At 32.5% G+C, this 24,254-nt stretch carries 23 protein-coding genes and 2 pseudogenes; 21 read left to right on the top strand and 4 right to left on the bottom strand.

Translation table 11 applies throughout. The features are described 5' to 3' along the window. Nucleotides 1–95 precede the first annotated feature (95 nt). The 5 genes from HZY82_RS03895 to HZY82_RS03875 all read left to right on the top strand — a co-directional run bounded on the left by HZY82_RS03895 (nt 96) and on the right by HZY82_RS03875 (nt 4,992). A complete protein-coding gene (locus tag HZY82_RS03895) occupies nt 96–2,045 on the top strand; it encodes a M23 family metallopeptidase (protein ID WP_179938720.1) in 1,950 nt (649 codons plus the stop codon). Between the two features lie 145 nt (nt 2,046–2,190). After that, on the top strand, nt 2,191–2,700 hold the full coding sequence (locus HZY82_RS03890) for a sigma-70 family RNA polymerase sigma factor (protein WP_179938718.1): 510 nt from the start codon (nt 2,191–2,193) through the stop codon (nt 2,698–2,700). Between the two features lie 47 nt (nt 2,701–2,747). Further along, nucleotides 2,748–3,353, top strand: a complete 606-nt coding sequence (locus tag HZY82_RS03885) for a hypothetical protein (protein ID WP_179938716.1) — start codon at nt 2,748–2,750, stop codon at nt 3,351–3,353. 152 nt (nt 3,354–3,505) lie between these two features. Next, nucleotides 3,506–4,225, top strand: coding sequence for a YebC/PmpR family DNA-binding transcriptional regulator (locus tag HZY82_RS03880; RefSeq protein ID WP_135156856.1), 720 nt, complete (start codon nt 3,506–3,508; stop codon nt 4,223–4,225). Nucleotides 4,226–4,230: 5 nt separating this feature from the next. Further along, a complete protein-coding gene (locus tag HZY82_RS03875) occupies nt 4,231–4,992 on the top strand; it encodes a DeoR/GlpR family DNA-binding transcription regulator (protein ID WP_218925242.1) in 762 nt (253 codons plus the stop codon). An 11-nt stretch (nt 4,993–5,003) separates the two neighbouring features. On the opposite strand, the gene HZY82_RS03870 is transcribed toward HZY82_RS03875, so the two are convergent. Next, the gene (locus tag HZY82_RS03870; protein ID WP_179938714.1) at nt 5,004–5,276 is read right to left on the bottom strand and encodes a hypothetical protein; all 273 of its coding nucleotides are present in this window, start codon (nt 5,274–5,276) and stop codon (nt 5,004–5,006) included. Nucleotides 5,277–5,477: 201 nt separating this feature from the next. Next, on the bottom strand, nt 5,478–6,584 hold the full coding sequence (locus tag HZY82_RS03865) for an ArsR/SmtB family transcription factor (RefSeq protein WP_135156852.1): 1,107 nt from the start codon (nt 6,582–6,584) through the stop codon (nt 5,478–5,480). A gap of 257 nt (nt 6,585–6,841) precedes the next feature. Between HZY82_RS03865 and HZY82_RS03860 the strand changes: the two genes are divergently transcribed. The 11 genes and pseudogenes from HZY82_RS03860 (at nt 6,842) to HZY82_RS03815 (ending at nt 16,417) form a co-directional block, all read left to right on the top strand. After that, a complete protein-coding gene (locus tag HZY82_RS03860; protein ID WP_135156851.1) occupies nt 6,842–7,624 on the top strand; it encodes an MBL fold metallo-hydrolase in 783 nt (260 codons plus the stop codon). Between the two features lie 186 nt (nt 7,625–7,810). Beyond that, a pseudogene (locus HZY82_RS03855) lies at nt 7,811–8,265 on the top strand (ATP-binding cassette domain-containing protein); the annotation flags it as partial. Next, nucleotides 8,263–8,439, top strand: a pseudogene (locus HZY82_RS06620) (ABC transporter permease); the annotation flags it as partial. The pseudogenes HZY82_RS03855 and HZY82_RS06620, both read left to right, overlap by 3 nt. A gap of 102 nt (nt 8,440–8,541) precedes the next feature. After that, a complete protein-coding gene (locus HZY82_RS03850) occupies nt 8,542–9,702 on the top strand; it encodes a CD0519/CD1768 family membrane protein (protein ID WP_135156849.1) in 1,161 nt (386 codons plus the stop codon). A 199-nt stretch (nt 9,703–9,901) separates the two neighbouring features. Next, on the top strand, nt 9,902–10,951 hold the full coding sequence (locus HZY82_RS03845; RefSeq protein ID WP_135156847.1) for an LLM class flavin-dependent oxidoreductase: 1,050 nt from the start codon (nt 9,902–9,904) through the stop codon (nt 10,949–10,951). 71 nt (nt 10,952–11,022) lie between these two features. Then, nucleotides 11,023–11,274: a membrane protein insertion efficiency factor YidD gene (yidD, locus tag HZY82_RS03840; protein WP_135156845.1), complete on the top strand. Its 252-nt coding sequence runs from the start codon at nt 11,023–11,025 to the stop codon at nt 11,272–11,274. Next, nucleotides 11,271–12,185, top strand: a complete 915-nt coding sequence (locus tag HZY82_RS03835) for an SLAC1 family transporter (protein ID WP_179938712.1) — start codon at nt 11,271–11,273, stop codon at nt 12,183–12,185. The genes yidD and HZY82_RS03835 overlap by 4 nt, the downstream gene beginning before the upstream one ends. Before the next feature lie 217 nt (nt 12,186–12,402). Continuing rightward, entirely contained in the window at nt 12,403–13,221 is an 819-nt protein-coding gene (locus tag HZY82_RS03830; protein WP_135156841.1) for an alpha/beta hydrolase, read from the top strand. A gap of 53 nt (nt 13,222–13,274) precedes the next feature. Further along, the gene (locus HZY82_RS03825) at nt 13,275–14,435 is read left to right on the top strand and encodes an ATP-grasp domain-containing protein (protein ID WP_135156839.1); all 1,161 of its coding nucleotides are present in this window, start codon (nt 13,275–13,277) and stop codon (nt 14,433–14,435) included. Between the two features lie 47 nt (nt 14,436–14,482). Further along, nucleotides 14,483–15,667 (top strand): ATP-grasp domain-containing protein, encoded by a 1,185-nt coding sequence (locus tag HZY82_RS03820; RefSeq protein WP_228098237.1) that lies wholly within the window; start codon nt 14,483–14,485, stop codon nt 15,665–15,667. Between the two features lie 9 nt (nt 15,668–15,676). After that, the gene (locus HZY82_RS03815; RefSeq protein WP_135156837.1) at nt 15,677–16,417 is read left to right on the top strand and encodes an esterase family protein; all 741 of its coding nucleotides are present in this window, start codon (nt 15,677–15,679) and stop codon (nt 16,415–16,417) included. 65 nt (nt 16,418–16,482) lie between these two features. On the opposite strand, the gene HZY82_RS03810 is transcribed toward HZY82_RS03815, so the two are convergent. Together HZY82_RS03810 and HZY82_RS03805 are read right to left on the bottom strand one after the other, a co-directional pair. Beyond that, the gene (locus HZY82_RS03810; RefSeq protein WP_483299221.1) at nt 16,483–17,484 is read right to left on the bottom strand and encodes an NAD(P)/FAD-dependent oxidoreductase; all 1,002 of its coding nucleotides are present in this window, start codon (nt 17,482–17,484) and stop codon (nt 16,483–16,485) included. A gap of 88 nt (nt 17,485–17,572) precedes the next feature. Further along, a complete protein-coding gene (locus tag HZY82_RS03805; protein WP_179938706.1) occupies nt 17,573–19,705 on the bottom strand; it encodes a cation:proton antiporter in 2,133 nt (710 codons plus the stop codon). A gap of 183 nt (nt 19,706–19,888) precedes the next feature. On the opposite strand from HZY82_RS03805, the gene HZY82_RS03800 reads away from it, so the two are divergent. The 5 genes from HZY82_RS03800 to HZY82_RS03780 all read left to right on the top strand — a co-directional run bounded on the left by HZY82_RS03800 (nt 19,889) and on the right by HZY82_RS03780 (nt 24,220). Beyond that, a complete protein-coding gene (locus tag HZY82_RS03800) occupies nt 19,889–20,800 on the top strand; it encodes an ABC transporter ATP-binding protein (protein ID WP_135156831.1) in 912 nt (303 codons plus the stop codon). Continuing rightward, nucleotides 20,793–22,001: an ABC transporter permease gene (locus tag HZY82_RS03795; RefSeq protein ID WP_179938703.1), complete on the top strand. Its 1,209-nt coding sequence runs from the start codon at nt 20,793–20,795 to the stop codon at nt 21,999–22,001. The genes HZY82_RS03800 and HZY82_RS03795 overlap by 8 nt, the downstream gene beginning before the upstream one ends. Before the next feature lie 67 nt (nt 22,002–22,068). Beyond that, nucleotides 22,069–23,058, top strand: coding sequence for a Tle-like phospholipase domain-containing protein (locus HZY82_RS03790; RefSeq protein ID WP_135156827.1), 990 nt, complete (start codon nt 22,069–22,071; stop codon nt 23,056–23,058). A 99-nt stretch (nt 23,059–23,157) separates the two neighbouring features. After that, nucleotides 23,158–23,412 carry a glutaredoxin domain-containing protein gene (locus tag HZY82_RS03785; RefSeq protein WP_179938701.1) on the top strand — a complete coding sequence of 85 codons (255 nt, stop codon included), beginning with the start codon at nt 23,158–23,160 and terminating at the stop codon, nt 23,410–23,412. Between the two features lie 550 nt (nt 23,413–23,962). Then, on the top strand, nt 23,963–24,220 hold the full coding sequence (locus HZY82_RS03780; protein ID WP_179938699.1) for a hypothetical protein: 258 nt from the start codon (nt 23,963–23,965) through the stop codon (nt 24,218–24,220). The last annotated feature ends 34 nt before the right edge of the window (nt 24,221–24,254 follow it).

Genomic DNA, 24,254 nt, shown 5'->3' with positions numbered 1-24,254 from the left:
ATTGAATGTCGTAGATTTATGGTATAGAATTATAACTATAGTTTGATATTTAAATTGAAAAAAGTAAAAAATCAGAAATGAGGATTGAAATTAATATGAAAAAGACAACATTGAGATTAACAAGCGGAGTACTACTATCCTCTCTATTTTTAGGGCATGTATCAGTAGTAGATATCGCAAAAGCAGAAGAAAATAAACAAGTATTTGAAACAAATAATAGAAATAAAAACATCGCAACTAAGATTACTAGCGAAAACAACAAAAATTATCTAGTTCTAACAGCAGCAACAGATGTTGAAAATTTAAACCTAACAGTAAAATTAGGAGATCAAGAAAAGAAATTTAAACATGATAAAATTAAAGCTGGAGAAAGTGTTAAATTTGAATTAGTTTTACCTAAAAATCAAACATCACAAAACTCTACATCTAATAGAGTAGTTAACCCAGCTAAAACTGATGCAAAATTAATTGCAGGGACAGATGAAGCAAGAGAAACATTAACTACTGAAGTATTAGTAGAGGGATTAAAAATTACAACAACAGTTTCTTATAATGTAGAAGCATCTAAAGTAAGTGTTCAAGCTGTATCTTCAAATTCAACTTCAGAAGTAAGTTCAAGAGCACTAACAGCTCCTGTTAAAACTCAAACACAATTAGTAGAAGAGAAAGCAGCAGAAAATAATCCGGTAGGAGCTCCATTAGCACCAGTTAAAGAAGTAGCAACTGACTACCCAACAGTAACTCCAACAGAAGAACTTACATTAGCGCAAGTAGCACCTGTAGTTCTTGTTAATGCTACTTCATTAATGCAAGAAAAAGGATCAGAAGTTTCAGCGACAGTAGCGCCAACTCCAGTTGTAACAACGCAAGCAGCTCCGGTGACAACAAAAGCACCAGTAGCAGTTGTAACAACGAAGGCAGCACCAGCAACAACAAAAGCACCAGCTGTAACAACACAAGCAGCTCCGGCGACAACAAAAGCACCAGTTGTAACGACACAAGCGGCTCCAGCGACAACAAAAGCACCAGTTGTAACAACACAAGCAGCTCCGGCGACAACAAAAGCACCAGTTGTAACGACACAAGCAGCTCCAGCGACAACAAAAGCACCAGCTGTAACAACACAAGCAGCTCCGGCGACAACAAAAGTACCAGTAGCAGCTGTAACAACGCAAGCAGCTCCGGCAACAACAAAAGCACCAGTAGCAGTTGTAACAACAAAGGCAACGCCAGCGACAACAAAAGCACCAGTTGTAACAACACAAGCAGCTCCGGCAACAACAAAAGCACCAGTTGTAACAACACAAGCAGCTCCGGCAACAACAAAAGCACCAGTAGCAGCTGTAACGACACAAGCAGCTCCAGCAACAACAAAAGCACCAGTTGTAACAACACAAGCAGCTCCGGCAACAACAAAAGCACCAGTAGCAGCTGTAACGACACAAGCAGCTCCAGCAACGACAAAAGCGGCAGTAGCTACAACAACAGCTACAAAAGTAATGCCGTTTGCAAACTCTAACTACAAAATTACTTCTCCATATGGAAAAATAAGAAACATTTCTTCACTTGGTCTTACGGATATCCACAACGGAGTTGATTTTGTAACAAGTAATTCTAAAGAATCTATCCTTTCAACAGAAGCAGGGGTAGTATCAGGAGCAGGAACTTGGTATGATGGTGCTCAATATGTAACAATTAAGCACTCTAACAACTCTTATACTTCTTACTGGCACTTAGCTAACAATTCAATCACTGTTAAGCAAGGTCAACAAGTAAAAGCAGGACAAAAAATTGGTACGATCGGTACAACTGGTCAATCAACAGGTATTCACTTACACTTCATGCACTCAACAACAGAACAATGGTGGGATACTCACAAAGATCCAATGAAATATCTATCAAATGCAACTATGACTGGATCAAATAATGCTGTAGGAGGGGCAGTAGCACCAGCAACAAGAAAAGCAGCAGCGACAACGACAACTGCAGCAACAAGAAAAGCAGCAGTAGCAACAACAACTACTACAGCTAAGAAAACAAGATAATTAAAATAAGCTAGGACATCCTAGCTTATTTTTTATGTAAGATAATGGGTAAAATAGTTGTAAAGTATAATGTTTAGTCTATCTTATTGAGTCTAGTTAATTTTATTTATATAATATTGATAAAAAATAATTAAGAGGACTATATATGTACAAATTAAGACCAGAACAAGAAGAAAAATTCGAAGAATATTTTTTAAAGTACCAAGATAAGATTAAATTGGCAGTTTATAAATCTAATATTAAAGAAAACAATTACAACCATTTTTATTCACATGCCTTAGAGGGTTTTTTGCAATCATTCTTAATTTTAGATGCGGGAGATATAAGTGAGAAAGATTTTCCTGCTTTTGCCTTTACTACCATGAAAAGAAAGATTATAGATGAATTAAGACGAGTTTCTAAAAATAAAGATATAGCGATAAATATAGATGAAAATTATAAAAATATTTCTTATGTAGATTATAATATAGAGAAAATTCTTGTGAAAAATGCCCTAAAAGATAGTCTGACTTTTAAGGAAAATGAGTTTTTAAAGTTGCTAGAAAAAGGCTATAATTATAAGGAAATTAGCAAGATAGAAAGAGTTTCCAAATCACAGTATTATAACATTTTAGGGTCCATTAAGTTAAAGTATAATGACTTGCTTTACAAATAAAAAATACATGCTATAATAATAACAAGAGGAAGATAGAGGTGAAAATTATGAAAAACACTGATAGAATATTAAAAATATTAATAGTAATTGCAACATTTATTATATTGTCGACTCTTGCAGTCATGGCTTTCTTGAATTTTTCAGGTGATAATAAATCTTCTAATGTTAGAAAAACACAGGATGCAACAACTATAAGACAAATTTCGTCGACAAGTGAACAGACAAGCACTACAAGTGAGAAGGAAGAAACTTCAACTAGTTCAGAAGATGAAAGTGAGCCAAGGTCAGCACTTACTACAAGTATGACAAGATCTACTGCAAATGTAGCTAGAACTACTGAAAGAGTAACTAGTCAAACAGTAGTTCAAACAACATCTCGTCCTACAGAAAGCGTTAAAACACAAGCAAATATATCGTTAGAGGAAGCAATTAAGGAAAATGCCAATGAGGACAGAGGGGAAAGAGAAGAGTCTGCATCTGCAGCAGGAAGCTCTAGAACATTTTCTACACAAGCCCAAGCCCATGCTTATGGTGTAGCTGAAATTAATAGAATTGCTAAAGAAAATAAAAGAGCTGCATCTTATGTAGTTAAAGCTATAAGAGATGCCAGTGGAAAAGTAACTGGATGGCAAGCTGACATTACAGTGGATTAATAATAAAAGAAAGTCACTATTAAATCAATCTTAGTCTTTTTAAGATAATGAATTAATAAGCTGACTTTCTTTTATACCTTGAAAATAGCCTTAAAATAAGCTAATATAGTATAAGTAGAAATATTTTATCAAAAGAAAGAGAGGCGACAATAATGGGTCGTAAATGGAATAATATTAAAGAGAAAAAAGCAGCTAAAGATGCTAATACTAGTAAAATATATGCTAAATTTGGTCGTGAAATTTATCAAGCTGCCAAGTCTGGAGAACCTGATCCAGAAATCAACCGTAATTTACGTGTAGTTTTAGAAAGAGCTAAGACTTACCGTGTTCCTAAAAACATTATAGATAGAGCTATTGAAAAAGCAAAAGGTGGATCAGAAGAAAACTATGATGAATTACGTTATGAAGGATTTGGAATTGCCGGAACTATGGTAATTATTGATACTTTAACAAATAATGTAAACCGTACAGCTGCAGAAGTACGTACAGCTTTAGGTAAAAATGGAGGAAACTTAGGAGTTACTGGTTCTGTAAACTACATGTTTGATAATACAGCAGTAATTGGTGTTGCTGATAAATCAGAAGAGGAATTATTAGAAATTCTGATGGAAGCAGACTTAGATGCTCGTGATATTATTGAAGAAGATGGACTAACTATAATTTACGGTGCTCCAGAAAACTTCCATGAACTGCAAGATGCACTAAAAGCAGCTGGAATTGAAGAATTTGAGCTAGCTGAAATTTCAATGATTGCTCAAAATGAAGTAGCTTTAAGTGAAGAAGACAAGGCTAAATTTGAAAGAATGTTAGAGATGCTTGATGACTGTGAAGATGTTCAACAAGTATTCCATAATGTTGACTTAGAGGCATAATAAAATTGGCTAAAAACATTTTAAAGGCAGACAGACATTTATTTATACTTAAAGTCTTAGACAAGAAAAAAAGTGTTAAGGTCTTAGACCTGGCTAGTGACTTAGGTGTTGCTGAGATGACTATTAGACGTGACCTTAAAGAATTAGAAAATCATGGCCACCTTATTAGATTTCATGGTGGAGCAAAATCTAAGGGTAAGTCTTTTCTTCAAGAAGATAATTACACCAATAAGATTGCTGTAAAGATTGAAGAAAAGAAAGAAATTGCTAGAAAAGCTGCCCAATTAATTTCAGATAATGAAACTATTTTTATCGGGCCAGGTTCAACGACTAATCATCTATATGACTTTATAAAAGATAAAAATTTGAACATAGTAACTAACTCTATAACGGTTTTTGAACAATTTAAAGAAGAAAAAAATTGTGATTTGATTTTTATAGGTGGTCGTTACAGGGCTAAAACACAAGGTTTTGTCGGTTATTTTACCCAGAAAAGTCTTAGTAAAATAGCTGTTAATAAGGCATTTATAGGTGTTAATGGTATAGAATTAGAAAATCTTACCATTTCAGATGAAGAAGAGGGTAAATGTAATGAAATAATCTTTAATAATGCAGAAGAAAAGTATGTTCTTGCAGATTCGAGTAAATTCTATACCCACGCTTTCTATTCTTTTTATAAATTATATAATGTAACAGGAATAATTACGGATTCTAAATTAGACTCTGCCGTAAAAGAGAAATATAAGAAAATATTGAAGATATTATAAAAAGGCAAGCCTTATAGGCTGCCTTTTTTTCTTAGTTTTAAGAATATTGCTACTAGAATAATAACAAGAGGAATTTTTAGCAAAATTATTGCTAAATCTAGGCTTACATTTTTGATGAAGAATACATTAAGTACATCAAGAAGAGTAAGGATAACAAATACGATCATAGTATAGATTAAAATATTAGATGTTTTACTTTTAAGATTCTTCTTTCTAATTTTTACTATTACATATGAAAGAAAGATTATAGTTATAATATTAATAAGTTCAGTGAATATAAGCATGTACTTTTCTCCTTAAATTTAGTATGGTTTATAGTGAATATGCCGGAAGATCTATTTTTTATAGAAAGAATATTCTCCCTTTTAATTTATGTGAATAGACTTAGTTTTATTTGAAACACTCATGCCTAAAGTCAAGAATGTTCTTGGATAGAGTATAAAGCTAGTATCAAAAGAATTATTTATGACTAGCCTTCTAGCATATTATTTTCTCTCTATTCCCTTTAGGCTAAGTAGTTCTTCTATCTTGTGGAGAGCTACTTCCAGCTGTCTAGTATTAACATACATAGATCCGTCGTCATTACAGGCTATTAGGCCAGCCTCTTTTAAGTTGTTTGTTTGATAGGTGATAGCTGGAGGTGATACTTGGAAGAATTTACTTAGTTTTTTATTAGTATTAAGACCGAAACTAATCATTCTTAAAATATCAAGTCTTGTATCATCAGCTAGAGTCTTAAGAACTTGCTTACTTAATTTTTCGGCAGCTATCATATTTTCAGAATAATGGATAGAATCAAGGCCTAGGCAGTAGATAGCTTTATTGTGTGGATTTTGATAGAAGGAAGTATCCTCTTCAAGTATTTTGCTAATAATACTAATTCTATTGGCACCAAAGAGTAAAGGAATAATCTCTATTTCATTATCATCTTTTTCAATTTCTTCTAAATCTAAGATTTTTAGCTTTTTAAACTGCACCTGTAAGTTAGATAATTTTTCTGACCCTAAAAAATTGTTGGCCGCTAGGAAAATTTCCCTAGGATTCATCTGAAGAAGTTCAGTTTCCTTTTTCTTGAATAATTCTTTAGCAACTTTATAATGTTTTTCAAAAATTGGATAGATCTCTTCAAAAAGCTTGACTACATTAGCTTGAAAATCTTTAGGATTTTCTAAGATTTCTAGTAGATAGTATTTGATAGAAGATGAAAGAGGCATAGATTTTATGTGTTTGACACTTTCTTTATCTGTCATATAAGAAACTTCTAACTGCATTTTAAGGCTGGACTTTATTTCTTGCTCAGACATAGCTAGGAATAGTCTTAAAAATTCTTCCTTATCCTCTATATCATTATTTTGGTATAACTTTCTATAACAGGCCTGTAATATAGGGTAAAAAGGAGACATAAAGACCTTTTCGAAGTCCAGCAAATGACTTTCAATATCTGCATAAAGGTCTTTATAAATTTTATAAAATTCTATTGTTTCAAATTTTTTATAAGTAGATTCTACTTTTAAATTAAATTCCTTAGACATACATTCTAAACCTATTATGAAATCTAAAAGTATAGCCTTATTTTCATTAGCAAATTTCATTTATATACCTCGATTAGTTTGTCTTATAATAATTCTACATTAAATCTATGCTTAATTCAATTATTGTAGAGAATATAGAGGTCTGGAGAATAACTATAAAAAGTGAGATATGGATATTTTTTATAAATTAAATTACTAGTATATAGTAAATAGAAGTATGAATATAGTTTATAGCGTGACTTTAGGAATTTAAACTGTATAGATATAAAGAAAAATGGTATAATAGTTTTTATCTTTGTGTAATAGGAGAATAGAGAATGAAAATGTCAGTTTTAGCATCTGGTTCAACAGGTAATGCTATATATATAGAAGACGGTGATTTTTCTTGTCTAGTAGATGCAGGATTAACTGGTAAGAAAATAATAGAAAATCTAAACTCTATAGGTAGGGATATAAGTCATGTAAAGCATATATTTGTAAGTCATGAGCATGTAGATCATATTAAGGGAGTAGGGGTATTAGCCAGAAAATATAATATACCTATTTATGCAAATAAGGAAACTTGGGATAATATGCCCATAGGTCAAGTTTCTTCTGATCTAAAATTTCATTTTGATAAGGATGTGGCTATGGATTTTGCTAATCTTACTATCAGATCTTTTGGTGTTAGTCACGATGCTGCCAATCCACAATTTTATACTTTTGAAGCGGCTGGGAAAAAATTATCTATTTTAACAGATACAGGTTATATTTCTGAAAAGATGATAGATTATATTAAGAATTCGGATGTTTTAATCTATGAATCTAATCATGAAGAAACTATGGTGATGGCATCTTCTTATCCTTGGAAAACTAAACAAAGGATTTTATCAGATTTAGGCCACTTATCTAATGTAGATTCTGCTAACTGGCTACCTAAGATTATAGGGGATAATACCAAGAAGATCTATCTAGCCCATCTATCTATGGAAAATAATACAAAAGATTTAGCCCGACTAACAAGTAAGTCAATTTTAGAAAACTATGGTTTTGACTGTGATAATAAAATTGATTTGCTAGATACAGATCCAAAACAAGCTACAGATTTAATTGAAATTTAAGAGCCACTTGCCGGGCTCTATTTTAATTAAATTTTAAATATTCAGAAAATTATTACATTTTCCTAATAAAATTGTGAATTATTGTTGTAATTTTCCTAAAAGTTTAATATGATATATATAGAATCTTATTCGGAAGTAGTTTAACCTATTAAATTTTGAACAAGTTCGGAAAGGAATTATTAAATAATGAAAAAATTATTAGAGATTAAAAATTTAGAAACAGCATTTAGAATTAAAGATGAATACTTTAATGCTGTTGATAATGTTAGTATCGATTTATATAAAATGAGGTATTAGCCATAGTTGGAGAGTCAGGTTGTGGTAAATCTACATTGGCTACTACACTTATGGGACTTCATAATGAAAATTTTACACGTTCTAGTGGACAAGCAATTTATGATGGTAAAAATTTAGTAGGACTAAGTGAAGAAGAATTAAATAAGATTAGAACTAAAGAAATAGGAATGATTTTCCAAGATCCACTGTCTGCCTTAAATCCACTACAAAAAATTTCTTGGTAAATCGAAGAAGCCTTGATATATCACACGGATATGGATAAGGAGGCTAGAAAGGAACGCGTTATTGAATTGCTAACACAAGTTGGAATTCCAGATCCTCAGCGTTGTGCTGACCAATATCCTCCAAATACTCCTTCAATCGGAACTTTACTAGCCTATGCCAAGGATGCTGATATCTTAGTTAATAACATGTATATCTGGTTGCCAGCAGCCTTATCAATTTTAATAATTGCCCTTTGTGTAAACTACATTGGTCAGGCTCTAAGACGTGCTTTAGATGCAAGACAAAGGCTATAATAGAAGATTGGATTTCAATCCAATCTTTTTGTTTATAATTTGAATCTAGTTTAAATATTTGCTATTATAGTCATTAAGTATTTATATAGGAGATATAATTTAATGAGAGAGAGAAATAATAATTTAAGTAAGCCAGCCATAAGTTTGGAAACTTTTGTCTTTCTTGCAATAATGCTTGTTATTTTTGGTTCTATGGCCTATAAAATGGGTGTAGGAAATATGTTTAAAACAATGATGACAACAGCCCATGATTTATTACTCAATACAGTATTTTACATTATGGCCATGGCTGTAATCACGGGAGCTTTATCTATGTTATTATCAGAGTTTGGTGTAATAGCACTTATTAATAAACTATTCGCCCCTCTGATGAGACCCTTATGGGGAATGCCAGGTGCAGCAGTAACTGGTGCAGTATCAACCTATTTATCAGATAATCCAGCCATTATTCCTTTTGCTAAAGATAAAAAATTCACAGTATTTTTTAAAAAATACCAAATCCCTGCCTTATGTAACTTAGGAACATCTTTTGGAATGGGTCTTATCGTTACTGTATTTATGGGAACCCAAGGTAGTGGATTTATGAAAGCTGCCTTGATTGGTAATTTAGCGGCCTTAGTGGGTTCTATAGTTAGTGTTAGATTAATGCTTCACTATAGTAAAAAATATTTTGGAGATAAGGCAGAAGAACCTTATGAAGAAATGGCAAAAGATGACCATGACTTTCAAAATAAAAGAGAAATTCGTGAGGGAAATATTTTCCAAAGAATACTGGATACCTTACTTGAGGGAGGAAAAGTAGGTGTTGAAATGGGGCTGGCTATTATTCCAGGGGTACTTATCGTTTGTACCCTTGTAATGATGCTTACTTTTGGTCCTGCTAAAACGGGTGCTTATACAGGAGCAGCTTATGAGGGAGTTTTATTCCTACCATGGATAGGTGAAAAATTATCATTTATCCTAGAACCCTTATTTGGATTTAAATCACCTGAAGCCATCGCTTTCCCAATTACTTCACTAGGAGCTGTTGGTGGTGCTATGTCACTTGTACCAGGTTTTTTAGAAAGAGGACTTATTGGTGCCAATGAAATTGCAGTATTTACAGCTATGGGTATGACTTGGTCTGGTTACTTAAGTACTCATATTGGTATGATGGACGCTTTGGGTGTTAGGCAATTATCTTCAAAAGCAATCATTTCTCATACTATAGGAGGTATAGTTGCTGGTATTATTGCCCACTACATTTACATATTAGTATTTTAAGACTTGCTTTATAGCAGGTCTTTTTTAGTTTTTAAATTATGGAAAGTAACTACAGGAAGAATTTTGTAAATATATATTATAGTCTAATTAAAATTTCCTGGAAAATTTACTATATAAGGTCTTATTTTATTGACAAAGAAAAAAAATAGATATAGTATAATAATACTAACTAGTGATAAATTGAAAGGTGGAAATAATAATGATAGAGTTAGGAATTTCAACATTTGGGGAAACAACGCCCTTAGAAACTACAGGACAAGCAGTAGCACATGACCAAAGAATAAGAGATATGATTGAAGAAATAGAACTAGCTGACAAGGTAGGTCTAGATGTTTATGCTATAGGAGAACATCACAGAGAAGATTTCGCAGTATCTGCACCAGAAATCATTATGGCGGCAGGGGCTGTTAATACAAAAAATATTAAACTTTCATCAGCTGTAACTGTACTTTCTTCTAATGACCCAGTTAGAGTGTATCAAAACTTTGCGACGGTAGATGCTCTTTCTAATGGAAGAAGTGAAATTATGGTAGGTCGCGGTTCATTTATTGAATCATTTCCGTTGTTCGGATATGACTTAAATGATTATGAGGAATTATTTGATGAAAAATTAGATATGTTATTACATATTAAGGAGAATGAATATATAAACTGGCAAGGTAAGCATACTCAATCGGTAGACAATAAACCAGTTTATCCAAGAGCTGTTCAAGAAGACTTCCCTATTTGGGTGGCGACTGGAGGAAATGCCCAATCTAGTATTAGAGCTGCTCATAGAGGTCTGCCAGTAGCTTATGCAATTATAGGAGGCAATCCTTTAGCATTCAAAAGCCGTATTGATTTATATAGAAAATATGGTAGGGAAGCAGGATACTCTGAAGATAAGCTAAAAGTAGCAGCACACTCTTGGGGATTCATTGCAGAAGATACTGAAGAAGCTATTGATAAATACTTCTACCCAACTAAATGCCTAGTGGACAACATATCTAAAGATAGACCACACTGGCGTGAACTTACATTTGAACAATATTTAGGATCAGTAGGACCAGATGGTGCTATGATTGTAGGTTCTCCAGAAGTAGTTGCTGAGAAGATAATCAATATGGTTGAAAACCTAGGTTTAGATAGATTCTTACTTCACCTGCCAGTAGGATCTATGCCACATGAAGATACAATGAAAGCTATAGAACTGTACGGAACAAAAGTTGCTCCGATTGTAAGAGATTACTTTGCTAATAAAAATAAATAGTCGAGTTAAGTAACTTGATTTTTCGCTAACTTCTTTTTATAATTTTAGAAGATATTGAAAAAGGTGTTAGTATGACAAAAATTGTAGTTTATTTAATTAATTTATATAGAGCATATATTTCTCCCTTGTCGCCCCCTTCTTGTAGATTTTCTCCGACATGTTCTGCCTATGCTTTGGAATCTTACCAGAAATTCGGCTTTTTCTTGGGGACTTATCTTACAGTGAAGCGGTTATTAAAATGCCAGCCATTTTACAAGGGAGATTATTTTGATAATGTGCCTCTATTTAAAGAAGACATTTTTAGAAGCAGGGGGAAACAATGAACAAATTATTAAAAATCTATCCATTACCTATATCTGGCTTTGCCTTGGCACTTTTTACCATGGCAAGCCTTTTATCGTCTTATTCAAAATATTATAAATATATATTTCTGGCTTTGGGCCTACTTGTCTTGTTTTTATTTATCTTAAAACTTATAAAAATGCCTAAAGAAGTATTAGAAATATTAAGAACCAATCCTTTAGGAGCGTCGGCTTTTCCAACTTTCTTTATGGCCAATGTTGCTTTGGCAGGTCATATTTATGACTATAATCAAGTTTTGGCTAAGTTTATCTATATCTTAATGTTAATCCTTTTTCTTATCTACACCCTATATTTTATAAGAAACTTTGTAGTTAATTTCTCTATAAAAAATGTATTTACAACTTGGTATATTGTATTCGTAGGTCCAGCTATATTCTTAGTCCATTCTAGAATAGTTGATAAGACTTATGAGCTTAATGCCATACTTTTCTATACATCTACAAGTTTTCTAATCTGTATGATACTTATTTTATATAGAGTCCTAATTGTAGGTTATAAAGAAGAATTAATAAGGGCAACCTTACTTGTTTTATCAGCGCCGGGATCTCTGTTGTTTTTAGCATATCATAACTTTATAGGGGATACAGCAGGGCAAACCTATATTTTTATCTATGTCTTATCACAATTCTTTTATGCTTGGGTTCTATTCTATATACCAGGGATTTTAAAAGGGAAATTACATCCAACTGTATCTGCCATGACCTTCCCTATGGTTACAGGAGTTTTTTCTACTAAATTATTTGCTATAAGTTGTACAAATAAATTTATAGATTATGCTTACTATTTTCAACTTTCAATAGCTCTGATAATCATTGCCATTACGCTATTGTGGCATATTAAAACATTGGGCTATGAAATGAAAAGAAAATAAAATTATAAAATATAATTTAAAAAAGTCATCAATTTTCTGAAAATTGTATTGACTTTTTTTTGTATTGGTGTTATTATATCTTTAACTTAATCAAAAAATGACTAGATTAGTAATTATTAATTGGGAGATATTGAAATGAAAAATAAAAAGTTTTTAAAAGTTTTTAGTTCGGCCATGGCCCTTTCATTAAAGTAAAAAATTTTTTCAAGGAGAGATAATGAACAATTCTTATTTTTATTTAGAATTAAAAACACATAGGCTACCATTTGCTTTCGGTAACAGAAGGATTAGGGTGTTACTACCCAAGGGATATGCAGATTCTGACCAAACATACCCTGTAGTTTATATGCATGACGGACAGAATGTTTTTCATTCCAGAGAGGCCTATTCAGGACATTCATGGAAAACTGTTCATGCCATTAAAAAGAATCCGGATTTACCTAAGATGATTATAGTAGCTATAGATAATGGAGAAGAACAAAGAATGTTCGAATATTCTGCTTGGAAGTTTGGCTCTTTAGCCTTCGCAGGTTCTATCAAGTTTGGTGGAAGAGGAGGAGAATATGCTGATTTCGTGATGAACAGAGTGAAACCTTTTATTGACCAAACCTATAGAACTAAGTCTGATGCTAAGCATACGGCCATGATAGGTTCTTCTCTGGGAGCTAATATTTCCCAATTTATGGGGATAGAATATAAGGAGCAAATTGGGGGACTAGGTATTTTTTCTTCGGCCAATTGGCTGACAAGGGCAGATTTTGCTAGATATATTGAAAGAAATGCTATAAACACAGAACAAAGAGTATTTATTCAAGTAGGTACTCAAGAAGGTGACGATACGGATAAAACCCTAACTTTTGATAATTTAAAACAAGCTTATATTGATGAGTCATTGTTATATTACAAACAATTATTAGAGGCAGGTCTATCTATAGATAAGATTAAATTGCTTGTCGCTGCAGATGGAAGGCACACAGAAGAAGAATGGGCTAAATACTTACCAGAATGTCTAAGATTTTTAAGTGAAAACTGGTAATCAGAATATTAATATAGAAAATTAATGAAGAATATAATATGAGGTAGAGGAATATGAATTTTTTAATAACATCACCAAACTTTCCAAGTAACTTGCAATATTTTGCATTAAGGCTGAAAGAAGAAGGGGTAAATGTTTTAGGTATTGGAGACACTCCCTATGAGGAATTATCAGACAATCTAAAATATGCATTGACAGAGTATTATAAAGTAGAGAATATGGAAAATCTTGAAGAAGTAAAAAGAGGTGTGGCTTTCCTAATCTTCAAGCATGGACCGATTGATAGAATTGAATCTAACACAGAGCACTGGTTGGTTAATGATGCTGAATTGCGTGAGCAATTTAATGTACCCGGTGTTAGACCCAATGATTTAACAAAAACAATGTATAAGTCGAGAATGAAGAGTATATTCAAGAAAGCAGGTCTTCCTGTAGTAGAAGGATACTTGGTTAAGAGTGAAAAAGACTTCAAAAAGGCTTTAAAAACACTTAAGTATCCATTTATAGCTAAACCTGACCACGGGGTTGGGACTTCGGCTACATACAAGATAGAAAATAAGAAAGATGCTGATTTCTTCTTGGAAAACTGGGACGGAGTAAATTACTTCTTAGAACCATTTGTTGATAATGCGGAATTATGTACTTATGATGGACTGATTGGTGCTGATGGAGAGGTTGTTTATGAGACAAGTTTCTACTACAACACTACAACTTTAGAACACACTAATGGAGCTGACTATTCTTACGTAGTAGAGTCTAAAATGGATCCAAAACTTCAGAAATATGGTCGTGATATTGTTAAGGCCTTTGGAATGAAGGAAAGATTTTTCCATATTGAATTCTTTAGAAAGAAAAATGGAGAATATGTTGTTATCGAATATAACAATAGGTCGGCTGGTGGTCACTCAATTGACCTTTATAACTACGCAATATCTGACGACTTATACAAAGTTTATGCACAGATTGTAACAGGTAAGTTAGAAGAGAAACCTGTCTTTAAATCTAAATACGCCTCAAGTGTTTCAAGACGTGACGGTGTAGAATATGTACATAGTAATGAAGAAATCCATGCTAAGTATGGAGAGGATATTAAGATGTCTATGAGACTGCCAAAAGTTTTCTCAGAAATCATGGGAGATGAGGTATTCGTAATTCTTAGCGACACTAAAAAAGAAGCAGATGAATTAGTAGCTTTTATCCATAAGAGAAGATAGGAATATTTGTTCATAAGGATATAAAAATATAGAGAAAAGTGGAGGTTATGAATAAAAATATGATGAAGAATATGAATTTTTTAATAACATCACCAAACTTTCCAAGTAACTTGCAATATTTTGCATTAAGGCTGAAAGAAGAAGGGGTGAATGTTTTAGGTATTGGAGACACTCCCTATGAGGAATTATCAGACAATCTAAAATATGCATTGACAGAGTATTATAAAGTAGAGAATATGGAAAATCTTGAAGAAGTAAAAAGAGGTGTGGCTTTCCTAATCTTCAAGCATGGACCGATTGATAGAATTGAATCTAACACAGAGCACTGGTTGGTTAATGATGCTGAATTGCGTGAGCAATTTAATGTAACAGGTCCTAAACTCAAAGATTTAACAAAAACAATGTATAAGTCGAGAATGAAGAGTATATTCAAGAAAGCAGGTCTTCCTGTAGTAGAAGGATACTTGGTTGAGGATGAAAAAGATTTCAAAAAAGCTTTAAAAACACTTAAGTATCCATTTATAGCTAAACCTGACCACGGGGTTGGGACTTCGGCTACATACAAGATAGAAAATAAGAAAGATGCTGATTTCTTCTTGGAAAACTGGGACGGAGTAAATTACTTCTTAGAACCATTTGTTGATAATGCGGAATTATGTACTTATGATGGACTGCTTGATGCTGATGGGAACATAGTGTATGAGACAAGTTTCTACTACAATATTCCGACCTTAAATCAAATTAATGGTAAGGATTCTTCCTTTACAGTAGTGGATAAGGTTGATCCAAAACTTCAGAAATATGGTCGTGATATTGTTAAGGCCTTTGGAATGAAGGAAAGATTTTTCCATATTGAATTCTTTAGAAAGAAAAATGGAGAATATGTTGTTATCGAATATAACAATAGGTCGTCTGGTGGTCACTCAATTGACCTTTATAACCACTCAATTTCCGGCGACTTATACAAAGTTTATGCACAGATTGTAACAGGTAAGCTAGAAGAGAAACCTGTCTTTAAATCTAAATACGCCTCAAGTGTTTCAAGACGTGACGGTGTAGAATATGTACATAGCCATGAAGAAATTTATGCTAAGTACGGAGATTGTATTAAGATGTCTATGAAACTGCCAAAAATTTTCTCAGATATTATGGGAGATGAGGCATTCATAGCAATCAGTGATACTAGAAAAAAAGCAGATGAGTTAGTGGAATTTATCCACAAAAGAAAATAGGAGATAGCTATGCATGTTGAAAATTTAAGCCAGTGGTCTGGTGAACTTAATAGAGAAATGTACCTTAATAGGTATGGTAATGCAGGTTTACCTGTAGTAGTATTCCCATCGACTGGGGGAACTCATAATGAATATTTTGATTTTGGAATGATTGATGCCTGCAAAGACTATATAAATGCAGGATTAGTACAATTTTTTACACTACAAAGTGTGGACAATGAGTCATGGGAATGTGAGTGGAAATCAGGGCACGACAGAGCTCAAATGCACAGAGCCTATGAACGTTATGTGATTAATGAGGCTGTGCCATTTATCAAACACAAAACAAATTGGTTTGATCCATTTATGGCTACTGGTTGTTCAATGGGAGCTTATCATTCATTCAATATTTTCCTACAACACCCAGATGTATTCCAAAAAGTTGTAGCCTTAAGTGGAGTCTATGATGTAAGATTCTTTGTTGGAGAATATGGAGATGATGAGGCACTCTTCTCAAATTCACCAAGTGATAACATTTGGCATCAAAATGATGCTTGGTTTATTGATAAATATCGTTCGGCAGATGTTATCGTCTGTACAGGACTTGGACCTTGGGAGCAAGATGGTTTAGATTCATTCTTTAGTCTAAGAAAAGCCTTCGAAGAGAAAAATATTCCGGCTTGGTTTGATGTATGGGGAGAAGATGTTGCCCATGACTGGGATTGGTGGAGAATTCAAATGCCTTACTTCCTAGGAAAATTGTTCTTATAAAAATAAAGACAGGAGTTGCTATCAACTTCTGTCTTTTTATATTTCAAGTTTTCATCATAGTAAATTTATTCTTTTATCAAGGATGTAGAGTGTAAACTTCTTAGTTTTGCATTTGGATTGATATAGAGTAGGGCTTGGCTTACAGCAATAGGTGCCTCCCCAAAACCTATAGCAATTAGATCGATTTTTCCATCATAGCTAGCAGCATCACCAATAGCGTAAACTCCCTCCATATTTGTTTCTAGTAAGTTTGAAGTGAAGATACTTGATAATTTATGATCAATATTCCAATTTTTTAAATTTTTATTTGATGACTTGAAGCCGTAAGATACTATAAGATTATCTAAATTCAGCTCCAGAAGTTCGTCTGATTTAACTTTTTCTATGTTTATAGATCTTAGTTGACCATCATTTCCCTTAAGCTCTTTAGCTAGATAAGGAGTAAGGATTTTAACGCTAGATTTTTCCAATAGTTCAAGGCTATATTCATGAGCTCTGAAACTATCTCGCCTATGGATTATAGTCACGCTTTTAGCTAATGGTTCTAGTGCCAAGGCCCAATCAACCGCAGAATCTCCACCCCCACAAATTACCACATTCTTATTTTTGAAATCTTCTAATCTAGTAACATTGTAGAATAGAGATTTATCAGCAAAATTCTCTTCTCCATCAAGGCCAAGTACCCTTGGGGAAAATGCTCCTGTTCCGCAGGCGATAATGATGGCTTTGGAAAAATGCTGAGTTTTGTTGGTAACTATCTTGAATATGCCATCTTCTTTTTCAAAATATTTTACTTCTTCCTTTAGGGAGATTTGGGTAGTGTCTTTAAATCGCTCTAATTGTTCAAGTAGATTTTTTGTAAGCTCTCTTCCTGTGATGGCAGGGTAGGCAGCTATATCGTAAATCATTTTTTCTGGATAAAGAATAGCCGGTTTACCGCCTAGTTCAGATAAAGCTTCTATAATGTTGACACTAGCCCCCCTAAGTCCTGCGTAAAAGGCAGCGAATAGACCAACAGGTCCAGCTCCAATTATTGTTATATCATGAATTTTTTTTGTCATATACAGCTCCTAAATTTAATATCTATAATATTATAGCATTATCTTAAAAAATAAAAAATCAAGAGATTTTCCATTATTCTATATTGAAAATTATTTATTCATGTGTAAATAAAAGTGCCTCTGCATAATTTATTTCCTTGAAAATGATATCAGCTTCTTCAAAAGAAATTTGCCTTGAATTTCTCATTTTCATAATAATTTCTTTTTGAATACTAATGGCTAAAACCCACATATCTTCATAAGAATGGCGATATGATTCAGGCTCATTTATAAATCTTATAAATAAGACATTTTTAAAGTTAGAAAAAATAGTATTAACCATATTCTTAAGTATGTCTGGATAATTATCATCTAGGTCAGCTATAATATTTTCTGAAACTCTATCGAATTCATTGGTAATATTTCGATAATCCTTGAACTGATCAGTAATAGCTTGGGTTACTAGGTTTAAATCTCTATTTTTTAGTCTAGATTTAAAGGTTTCTAGTCTAATTATGGATTTCATTCTACCTTCTTTTCGTGCCAATCTTATTTGAATAATTATTTGTTTAAGAATATTATAGGTAACTAGTTTTGCCCTTCTTAAATGCCTAATTTCTTGAATAGTTATAAGTAGTTCACTATATTTCCCTTGATCCTTAAATTCCTTAAGCTTTTCTTTTTCTTTTTTTTCTATTTCTTTATAAAGTTCTAAGAATTTTTCTTGCACTAATTTATATTCAATTTCATCAGTGTAGAAGATTGCTTGCTCATACAATTTCTTTATAATCATGGCATAAGCAATTTGCTCTTTAGCGCTAGTGTCATCGGTATTAGCAGAGGCAATAACCGTGTAAGGTTTTTTATTTTTTTCTAAAATTTTGATACTTTCAAGAATAGCCTGACTACGAATTTCTTCTGCAGAAAATTCTTTGCTCTCTTGCTGGCTATCTTTAACAACTAGAGGAAGGAAAAGAGTTCCTATAATAATTGATGCCATTACAACAGAACCTGCAATAAATAGTAAGGTAGATCTTAGAGGGAAGTCATGACCACTAGAGGCTATAGTTAAAGGTATCATAAGGGCGGTAGCTATTGTTATAGTACCATGGATACCACTTAGAGAAGTTATCAAGGCATATTCAAAGCGGTTATAATTACCTATATCTAGCTTTCTTTCTGCAATACTTTGAGTTAGTCTTTGTATAGATGAGAAAGAATGCCTAGGGAATTGTATATAGAAAATATAGACAAATAAAAATCTAACCAGCATCATAGCTACTGTTATAATAATTATATATAATATGACTAGGTAAATATTTATTTGTGGATTACTTAGTACACTATTGAAAATATCTGGTAATAAATAACCTAAAAATACAAAAACAAATCCATTTAGTATAAAGGCAATTGTTGTTTGATTATTGGCTATTAAAAGAGCGGGTTCAGAGTTAATATTTTCTCTTTGGAATATATCTTTTTCTAGGTTATAAACTAGAGCCGTCATAACTACCGCCACAATACCTGAAACGTGGAAAGTATGCTCTGCTATTAGGTAGACTATGACAGGTGTTATCAGCTGGAATATAACTAAGGTAGACGATTCATTTTTAGAAAAGCGACCTAGCATTTCCTTTATCTTAACCAAGATAACTCCTAGTGCGGCACCTAAAATTGCTCCTCCCAAAGCAACCTTGAAGAAACTATGAGTTGCACCTGCTATAGAGAATGTTCCGCTAAGAACAGCAGCTATTGCTATGTTGAAAGATACCAATCCAGCAGCATCGTTAAGTAAAGATTCTCCCTCAAGAATATCCATAAGTCCTTTAGGGAGTTTCATTCCCTTAGTTACTGATTTAACAGCTATGGCATCAGTAGGGGAAAGGATAGCTGCAAGAGCAAATGCTGCGGACACAGGAATGTCTGGCAGAAGTAGGTGGATAATAAATCCAACGATAAGAACTGTTATTAAGACTAACCCAATAGCCATAAGAAGAATTGGCTTTTTATAAAGCCAAAATTTACTTCTTGAAATATTATAGGCGTCTGTAAATAGAAGTGGTGCTACTACTAAAGCTATGAAAGTAGCAGGGTCGAAATGAAATTTATCTGAAATAGGTAGGAAGGCAAATAATATACCTAGCACAATTTGAAATAAAGATGCTGGAATTTTTGGGAAAATATTATTTAAAAGAGTTCCTACTATAACTAGACCGACAAGAGCGGCTAAGATATTTAGTATTTCCATAAATCCTCCTTGTAATTTATTTTATCTAATTATTGTATATTATTGATAAAGATTTTTCAAAATTTACAATTTTCAGAAAAAAAAAAAAATAACAGAAAATTAAAATAAAATATTTACTTTTACATTCACTTGTGTTACTATAAAGATATAAAAACGATTTCATAAATTATAGGAGGGAATAGAATGATACTAGAGTTTAGGAATATTCATAAATCTTTTGGCGATAAGGATGTCTTAAAAGGTGTAAATTTTACGGCTAGATCAGGGCTAGCCAACGCCTATCTTGGAACTAATGGTTCTGGTAAGACTACATCATTCCGTATTTTATTAGATATATTCAAGGCAGATAAGGGAGAAATCTTACTTGATGGAAAGAGCTTTGATAGAAGTAAGGTGAAGATTGGTTACTTACCAGAAGAACGTGGTATGTATGATGGAGTAGGTTTGGTTGATCAGTTAGTTTACTTCGGCCAATTAAAAGGAATGTCTAAGTCTGAAGCTAAGAAAGAAGCCAAACGTTGGTTAGATTTTTTTGAATTAGAAGACAATAAGAAGCAATTAAAAACTCTATCCAAGGGTAATGCTCAAAAAATACAGATTATTCAATGTGTTATTGACGATCCAGATATTCTAATATTAGACGAGCCATTTTCAGGTCTAGACCCTGTGAATACTGGAAAATTAAAAGAAATTATTAATGATTTTATAGCTAGGGATAAGCTGGTTATCTTCTCATCTCACCAAATGCCAGTTGTAGAAAGTTTTTGTGAATATATCAACATCCTAAACGATGGACGTATTGAGCTAGCAGGAAATTTGGAGAATATTAAGAAGGAATATAGTCATGGAAAGATGCTACTAGGTATTTCAGAATTATCTACCAGCCAATTATTAGAGGAATTGAAAGAAACTAAGCTGAATATTGAATATTCAGTAGATAGGGGACTTCTTGTTTTAGACTTTAAGATCCAAACTGCTAAAAAAGAACTGCTTAATTATTTAGAAGATAGAAATTATAATATAGAAGAATTTAAGCTATATAAGCCAACATTAGAAGAAATTTTTGTAGAGAAAGTAGGTGAAAATAATGCGTAATTTTATAACAGTATTCAATTTTGAGTTCAAGCAATTTATAAATAAGAAGTCAACTCTTATAACCCTAGGAATATATGTCCTATTAGCCTTTGGGATTACATTTATTCCTAACATCATAGCAGGAAATAATCCTATAGCAAAATTCTTTTCTTCAGAGGATAACTCAAACTTTCAGCGTTCAGCCTACATAGTTAAGGATTTGAATTTCGACAAGACAGTCTTGAAAGAGGCCAAAGAATATACAGATAGAGCTAAATTAGAGGGAGATCTTAAATCTGAAACTATTGATGAGGCAATCATCTTGGATGGAGAGACCTATGAATATATAAAAAAATCTCAAAGTCTTAGTGGGGCTGAAAGTTCTAACTTTGCCAAAATCTTTGACAGACTTTTAGCTAAAAATAGTTATGCTCAAAATCAAATAGATTATGACAAGGTAGAGGCCCTAAACATGACCTTGCCAAGTCCTAAGCTAGTATCTTTAGAGGCTGATGCAGACAAGCTTGCCTTTGGGCTTATAGCTTCTTATTTTCTATCATTTGTTGTATACTTTATAATAATTACTTTCGGCTCTATTGCGGCAACCAATATAGCTAAAGAAAAGGTCAATAGAGCTATGGAATTATTAGTAGTAACAGTTAAGCCATTAGTATTAATAACAGGAAAAGTTTTTGCCGTGGTAGCTGTAGCTTTTCTTCAAGTTACTATGACTATAGGGGCTATACTTCTAGGTTTAGCTGTCAATAAGTCATCTTATGTGGATATGTATAAGAGCTTATTTGATAATATAGATTATTCAATATTTGCTGTTTGGATATTATTTACCGTAACAGCTGTTGTAATGTTTATGTTCCTATTTTCAGCCTTCGCTTCTCTAGTTAGTAAGCTAGAAGAAGTAAATACGGTAATAACTTTACCTATGATGATCTTTATTGCAGCCTTTCTTGTTAATTTCTATACGATGGGAGGAAAGTTTAGTAAGCTTACTGATTTCCTTGCCTATTTCCCACTGACATCCTACTTTAGCATGTTTACTAGATATGCTCAAGGAGGAGCAAGTTTTGGGCAAGTAGCCATATCTTATGGCCTACTATTAGTTACAACTATTATTATAGCTTTAATCTGTGTTAAGGTTTACAGAAGAGCTACACTAAGTTATGGAAAAAAATTGAATTTCTTTAAACTATTATTAGGAAAATAAGTAGATTAGACTGGGGATTTATTCCCTGGTCTTTTTTATGTTATAATAGGATATTGAGGTGAATTTTATGGAAAAGAAAAGAATGGTTGCTAGTCTTTATGCTTCGAGGATGACTTACCAAATAGAGGCTATGAGATTGCTAAAAAATAACAAAAAAGTGATTAGAGACTATGTAAATGGAAATAAACAATTAGGCTTATTTCCAGCAGAATTAGAATATGTAAGTTCCTTTTATGACTCAAATACAGGTTCATCAGGAAGTCTGTTTAAAAATATAGAAGAAGATAATTATATATTAGCTTATACAGGAACAAATCCAGTTACAGACCTAAGAAAAGATATAGAAACTGATATTTATAGTGTATGTATGGGGCTGGGTTACCACTATAAATCTTGCTTTAATTTTTACAAAAAGGTTAGAGAAAAATATGGAGATAATATAATCCTGACAGGACATTCTCTAGGAGGAAATATAGCTCAGAGGGTAGCTATAGAATTTAATGTTGCCAAGACTATTATTTATAATTCAGCTTTTTTATATATAGAAAATGGTGTAGATTTGTTTATGACGGTCACGGAAACTAATAGAGAATTATATACTAAAAGACTGAGAAGATATAATAGACAAGTAAAACTTATTAAGGAAAGACTTTCTAACTTTACAGGTGAAATCATACATTTTTCATCGGAGGGAGATTTTATTGGAAGACTCTCTGCGCTTGCTAAGGAAGAAGTTTTTATCCTAGGTAAAAATTATATAGTAAAAAATGGTGGCGGCCATTCTCTAAGTTCCTTAGAACAAAGTGCTGGTCAGGAGATAGACCAGATTATAAAAGGGAAAATAAGTTATAGTGATAAATTCACGCTAAATTACCGTCCTATAAGTAAAATTGAAGCTTTATTTTTAGAGAATTTATCAAATAGTTCAAAGTCTACTTATGAAACTATAGTAAGAATGTTTGTAGGTAATGAACTGTCTATAAATGTAGATGATCATAATTTACAGGAAGTAGATGTAAATAAATTTATAAGATATATTGTAGCTAAAGTTCATTAATTGAGGCTGACTTTTTTAGAAAAATAATAGTCAAATGGCTATCAATGAAAACGCTGGCTGATATATAATATTATTATTAAAAAAAAGAGAGGTTATATTATGACAAGTGTAAAGATTTATTCAACAGACCCGTGCGCTAACTGTCAAGCGACAAAAGAAATGATGCAATTTCATGATATAGAATTTGAAGAGCTGGCAACACATAAACTACCAGCTACTGAACAAGAAGAAGTATTAAATATGCTACGTGAAAAAGGCTTTACGCAATTTCCGGTGATTAATATAAATGATTGGGAAGATTCATGGTCTGGCTTCCACCCGGATAAGGTAGAAAAATATTCTGAGAAATATTAGTAAAATAAAAAACAGGGTAACCTGTTTTTTATTTTACTAAGTAAAGCTAAGAAATTAGCTCAGCATATCTTATTAAAAAGCATTCCAAAACAATGAAAACGTTCGACAAAGGTCGAAGAGAATGTTATAATTAAATTGAAAATAAGTTAATAGTTGGTATGGTAATTGCTGCTTCCGCATTGTTGATGGGAAATTTATCTGAAGTTAAAGCCTAAGAAAGAGGGATACAAGATCGTTCAGCATATTATTTCCATAATTATTATAAAAATCATCCAAATGCATCCAAACCTATAAGGTATACGCCGGCATCTATTTATAACCAAATAGAATATATAGGAGGATGGTTGGTAGGTAATAGCGGTACCTATTATAATTTAATAGTTGGAAGGTATGGTTGGGTCAATAGATCTAAGGTATACACATTTAAATTTGACAGTATATGGTATCCACTAACAAATAATGTAAATTATCAAAAAAAGATTAATATAAGGCTGGTAGCTTAAGTATATTTTTAACATATAAAAATGGAGAATATAGGGAGGATAATTTTATGTGGAAATTAATTGAAATAGTCTGGCCATTTATTGCTCTTGTGCTTGTTATCAAATACTGGAGCCAAATAAAAGAAACTTCTGATAAGCTAGATGAAGAATTTATTAATAAGAATAAAATAAATACTAATAAGATAAAAGATAAGAGCCATTCTAAAGATATACCTATATATGCAAGTTACTGGGATTGGTTGGATTTATGGCTAGACTATAGAAGTATAGATGACAAGGAAGACGAAGAAAATAAAGAAAATTAATTTTTAATCAAAGAAAGGAGCTTGAATTAACAAG

The organism is Gemella sp. GL1 (assembly GCF_013415365.1).
Classification (GTDB): Bacteria; Bacillota; Bacilli; order Staphylococcales; family Gemellaceae; genus Gemelliphila.
The sequence above is the reverse complement of the archived record's forward strand: the minus strand, read 5'-3'. Positions and strand labels throughout refer to the sequence as shown.

Coding starts and splice junctions, on each gene's coding strand:
- HZY82_RS03895 (WP_179938720.1), top strand. CDS start 96: ATGAAAAAGACAACATTGAGATTAACAAGCGGAGTACTACTATCCTCT.
- HZY82_RS03890 (WP_179938718.1), top strand. CDS start 2,191: ATGTACAAATTAAGACCAGAACAAGAAGAAAAATTCGAAGAATATTTT.
- HZY82_RS03885 (WP_179938716.1), top strand. CDS start 2,748: ATGAAAAACACTGATAGAATATTAAAAATATTAATAGTAATTGCAACA.
- HZY82_RS03880 (WP_135156856.1), top strand. CDS start 3,506: ATGGGTCGTAAATGGAATAATATTAAAGAGAAAAAAGCAGCTAAAGAT.
- HZY82_RS03870 (WP_179938714.1), bottom strand. CDS start 5,276: ATGCTTATATTCACTGAACTTATTAATATTATAACTATAATCTTTCTT.
- HZY82_RS03865 (WP_135156852.1), bottom strand. CDS start 6,584: ATGAAATTTGCTAATGAAAATAAGGCTATACTTTTAGATTTCATAATA.
- HZY82_RS03860 (WP_135156851.1), top strand. CDS start 6,842: ATGAAAATGTCAGTTTTAGCATCTGGTTCAACAGGTAATGCTATATAT.
- HZY82_RS03850 (WP_135156849.1), top strand. CDS start 8,542: ATGAGAGAGAGAAATAATAATTTAAGTAAGCCAGCCATAAGTTTGGAA.
- HZY82_RS03845 (WP_135156847.1), top strand. CDS start 9,902: ATGATAGAGTTAGGAATTTCAACATTTGGGGAAACAACGCCCTTAGAA.
- yidD (WP_135156845.1), top strand. CDS start 11,023: ATGACAAAAATTGTAGTTTATTTAATTAATTTATATAGAGCATATATT.
- HZY82_RS03835 (WP_179938712.1), top strand. CDS start 11,271: ATGAACAAATTATTAAAAATCTATCCATTACCTATATCTGGCTTTGCC.
- HZY82_RS03830 (WP_135156841.1), top strand. CDS start 12,403: ATGAACAATTCTTATTTTTATTTAGAATTAAAAACACATAGGCTACCA.
- HZY82_RS03825 (WP_135156839.1), top strand. CDS start 13,275: ATGAATTTTTTAATAACATCACCAAACTTTCCAAGTAACTTGCAATAT.
- HZY82_RS03820 (WP_228098237.1), top strand. CDS start 14,483: ATGAATAAAAATATGATGAAGAATATGAATTTTTTAATAACATCACCA.
- HZY82_RS03815 (WP_135156837.1), top strand. CDS start 15,677: ATGCATGTTGAAAATTTAAGCCAGTGGTCTGGTGAACTTAATAGAGAA.
- HZY82_RS03805 (WP_179938706.1), bottom strand. CDS start 19,705: ATGGAAATACTAAATATCTTAGCCGCTCTTGTCGGTCTAGTTATAGTA.
- HZY82_RS03800 (WP_135156831.1), top strand. CDS start 19,889: ATGATACTAGAGTTTAGGAATATTCATAAATCTTTTGGCGATAAGGAT.
- HZY82_RS03795 (WP_179938703.1), top strand. CDS start 20,793: ATGCGTAATTTTATAACAGTATTCAATTTTGAGTTCAAGCAATTTATA.
- HZY82_RS03790 (WP_135156827.1), top strand. CDS start 22,069: ATGGAAAAGAAAAGAATGGTTGCTAGTCTTTATGCTTCGAGGATGACT.
- HZY82_RS03785 (WP_179938701.1), top strand. CDS start 23,158: ATGACAAGTGTAAAGATTTATTCAACAGACCCGTGCGCTAACTGTCAA.
- HZY82_RS03780 (WP_179938699.1), top strand. CDS start 23,963: ATGTGGAAATTAATTGAAATAGTCTGGCCATTTATTGCTCTTGTGCTT.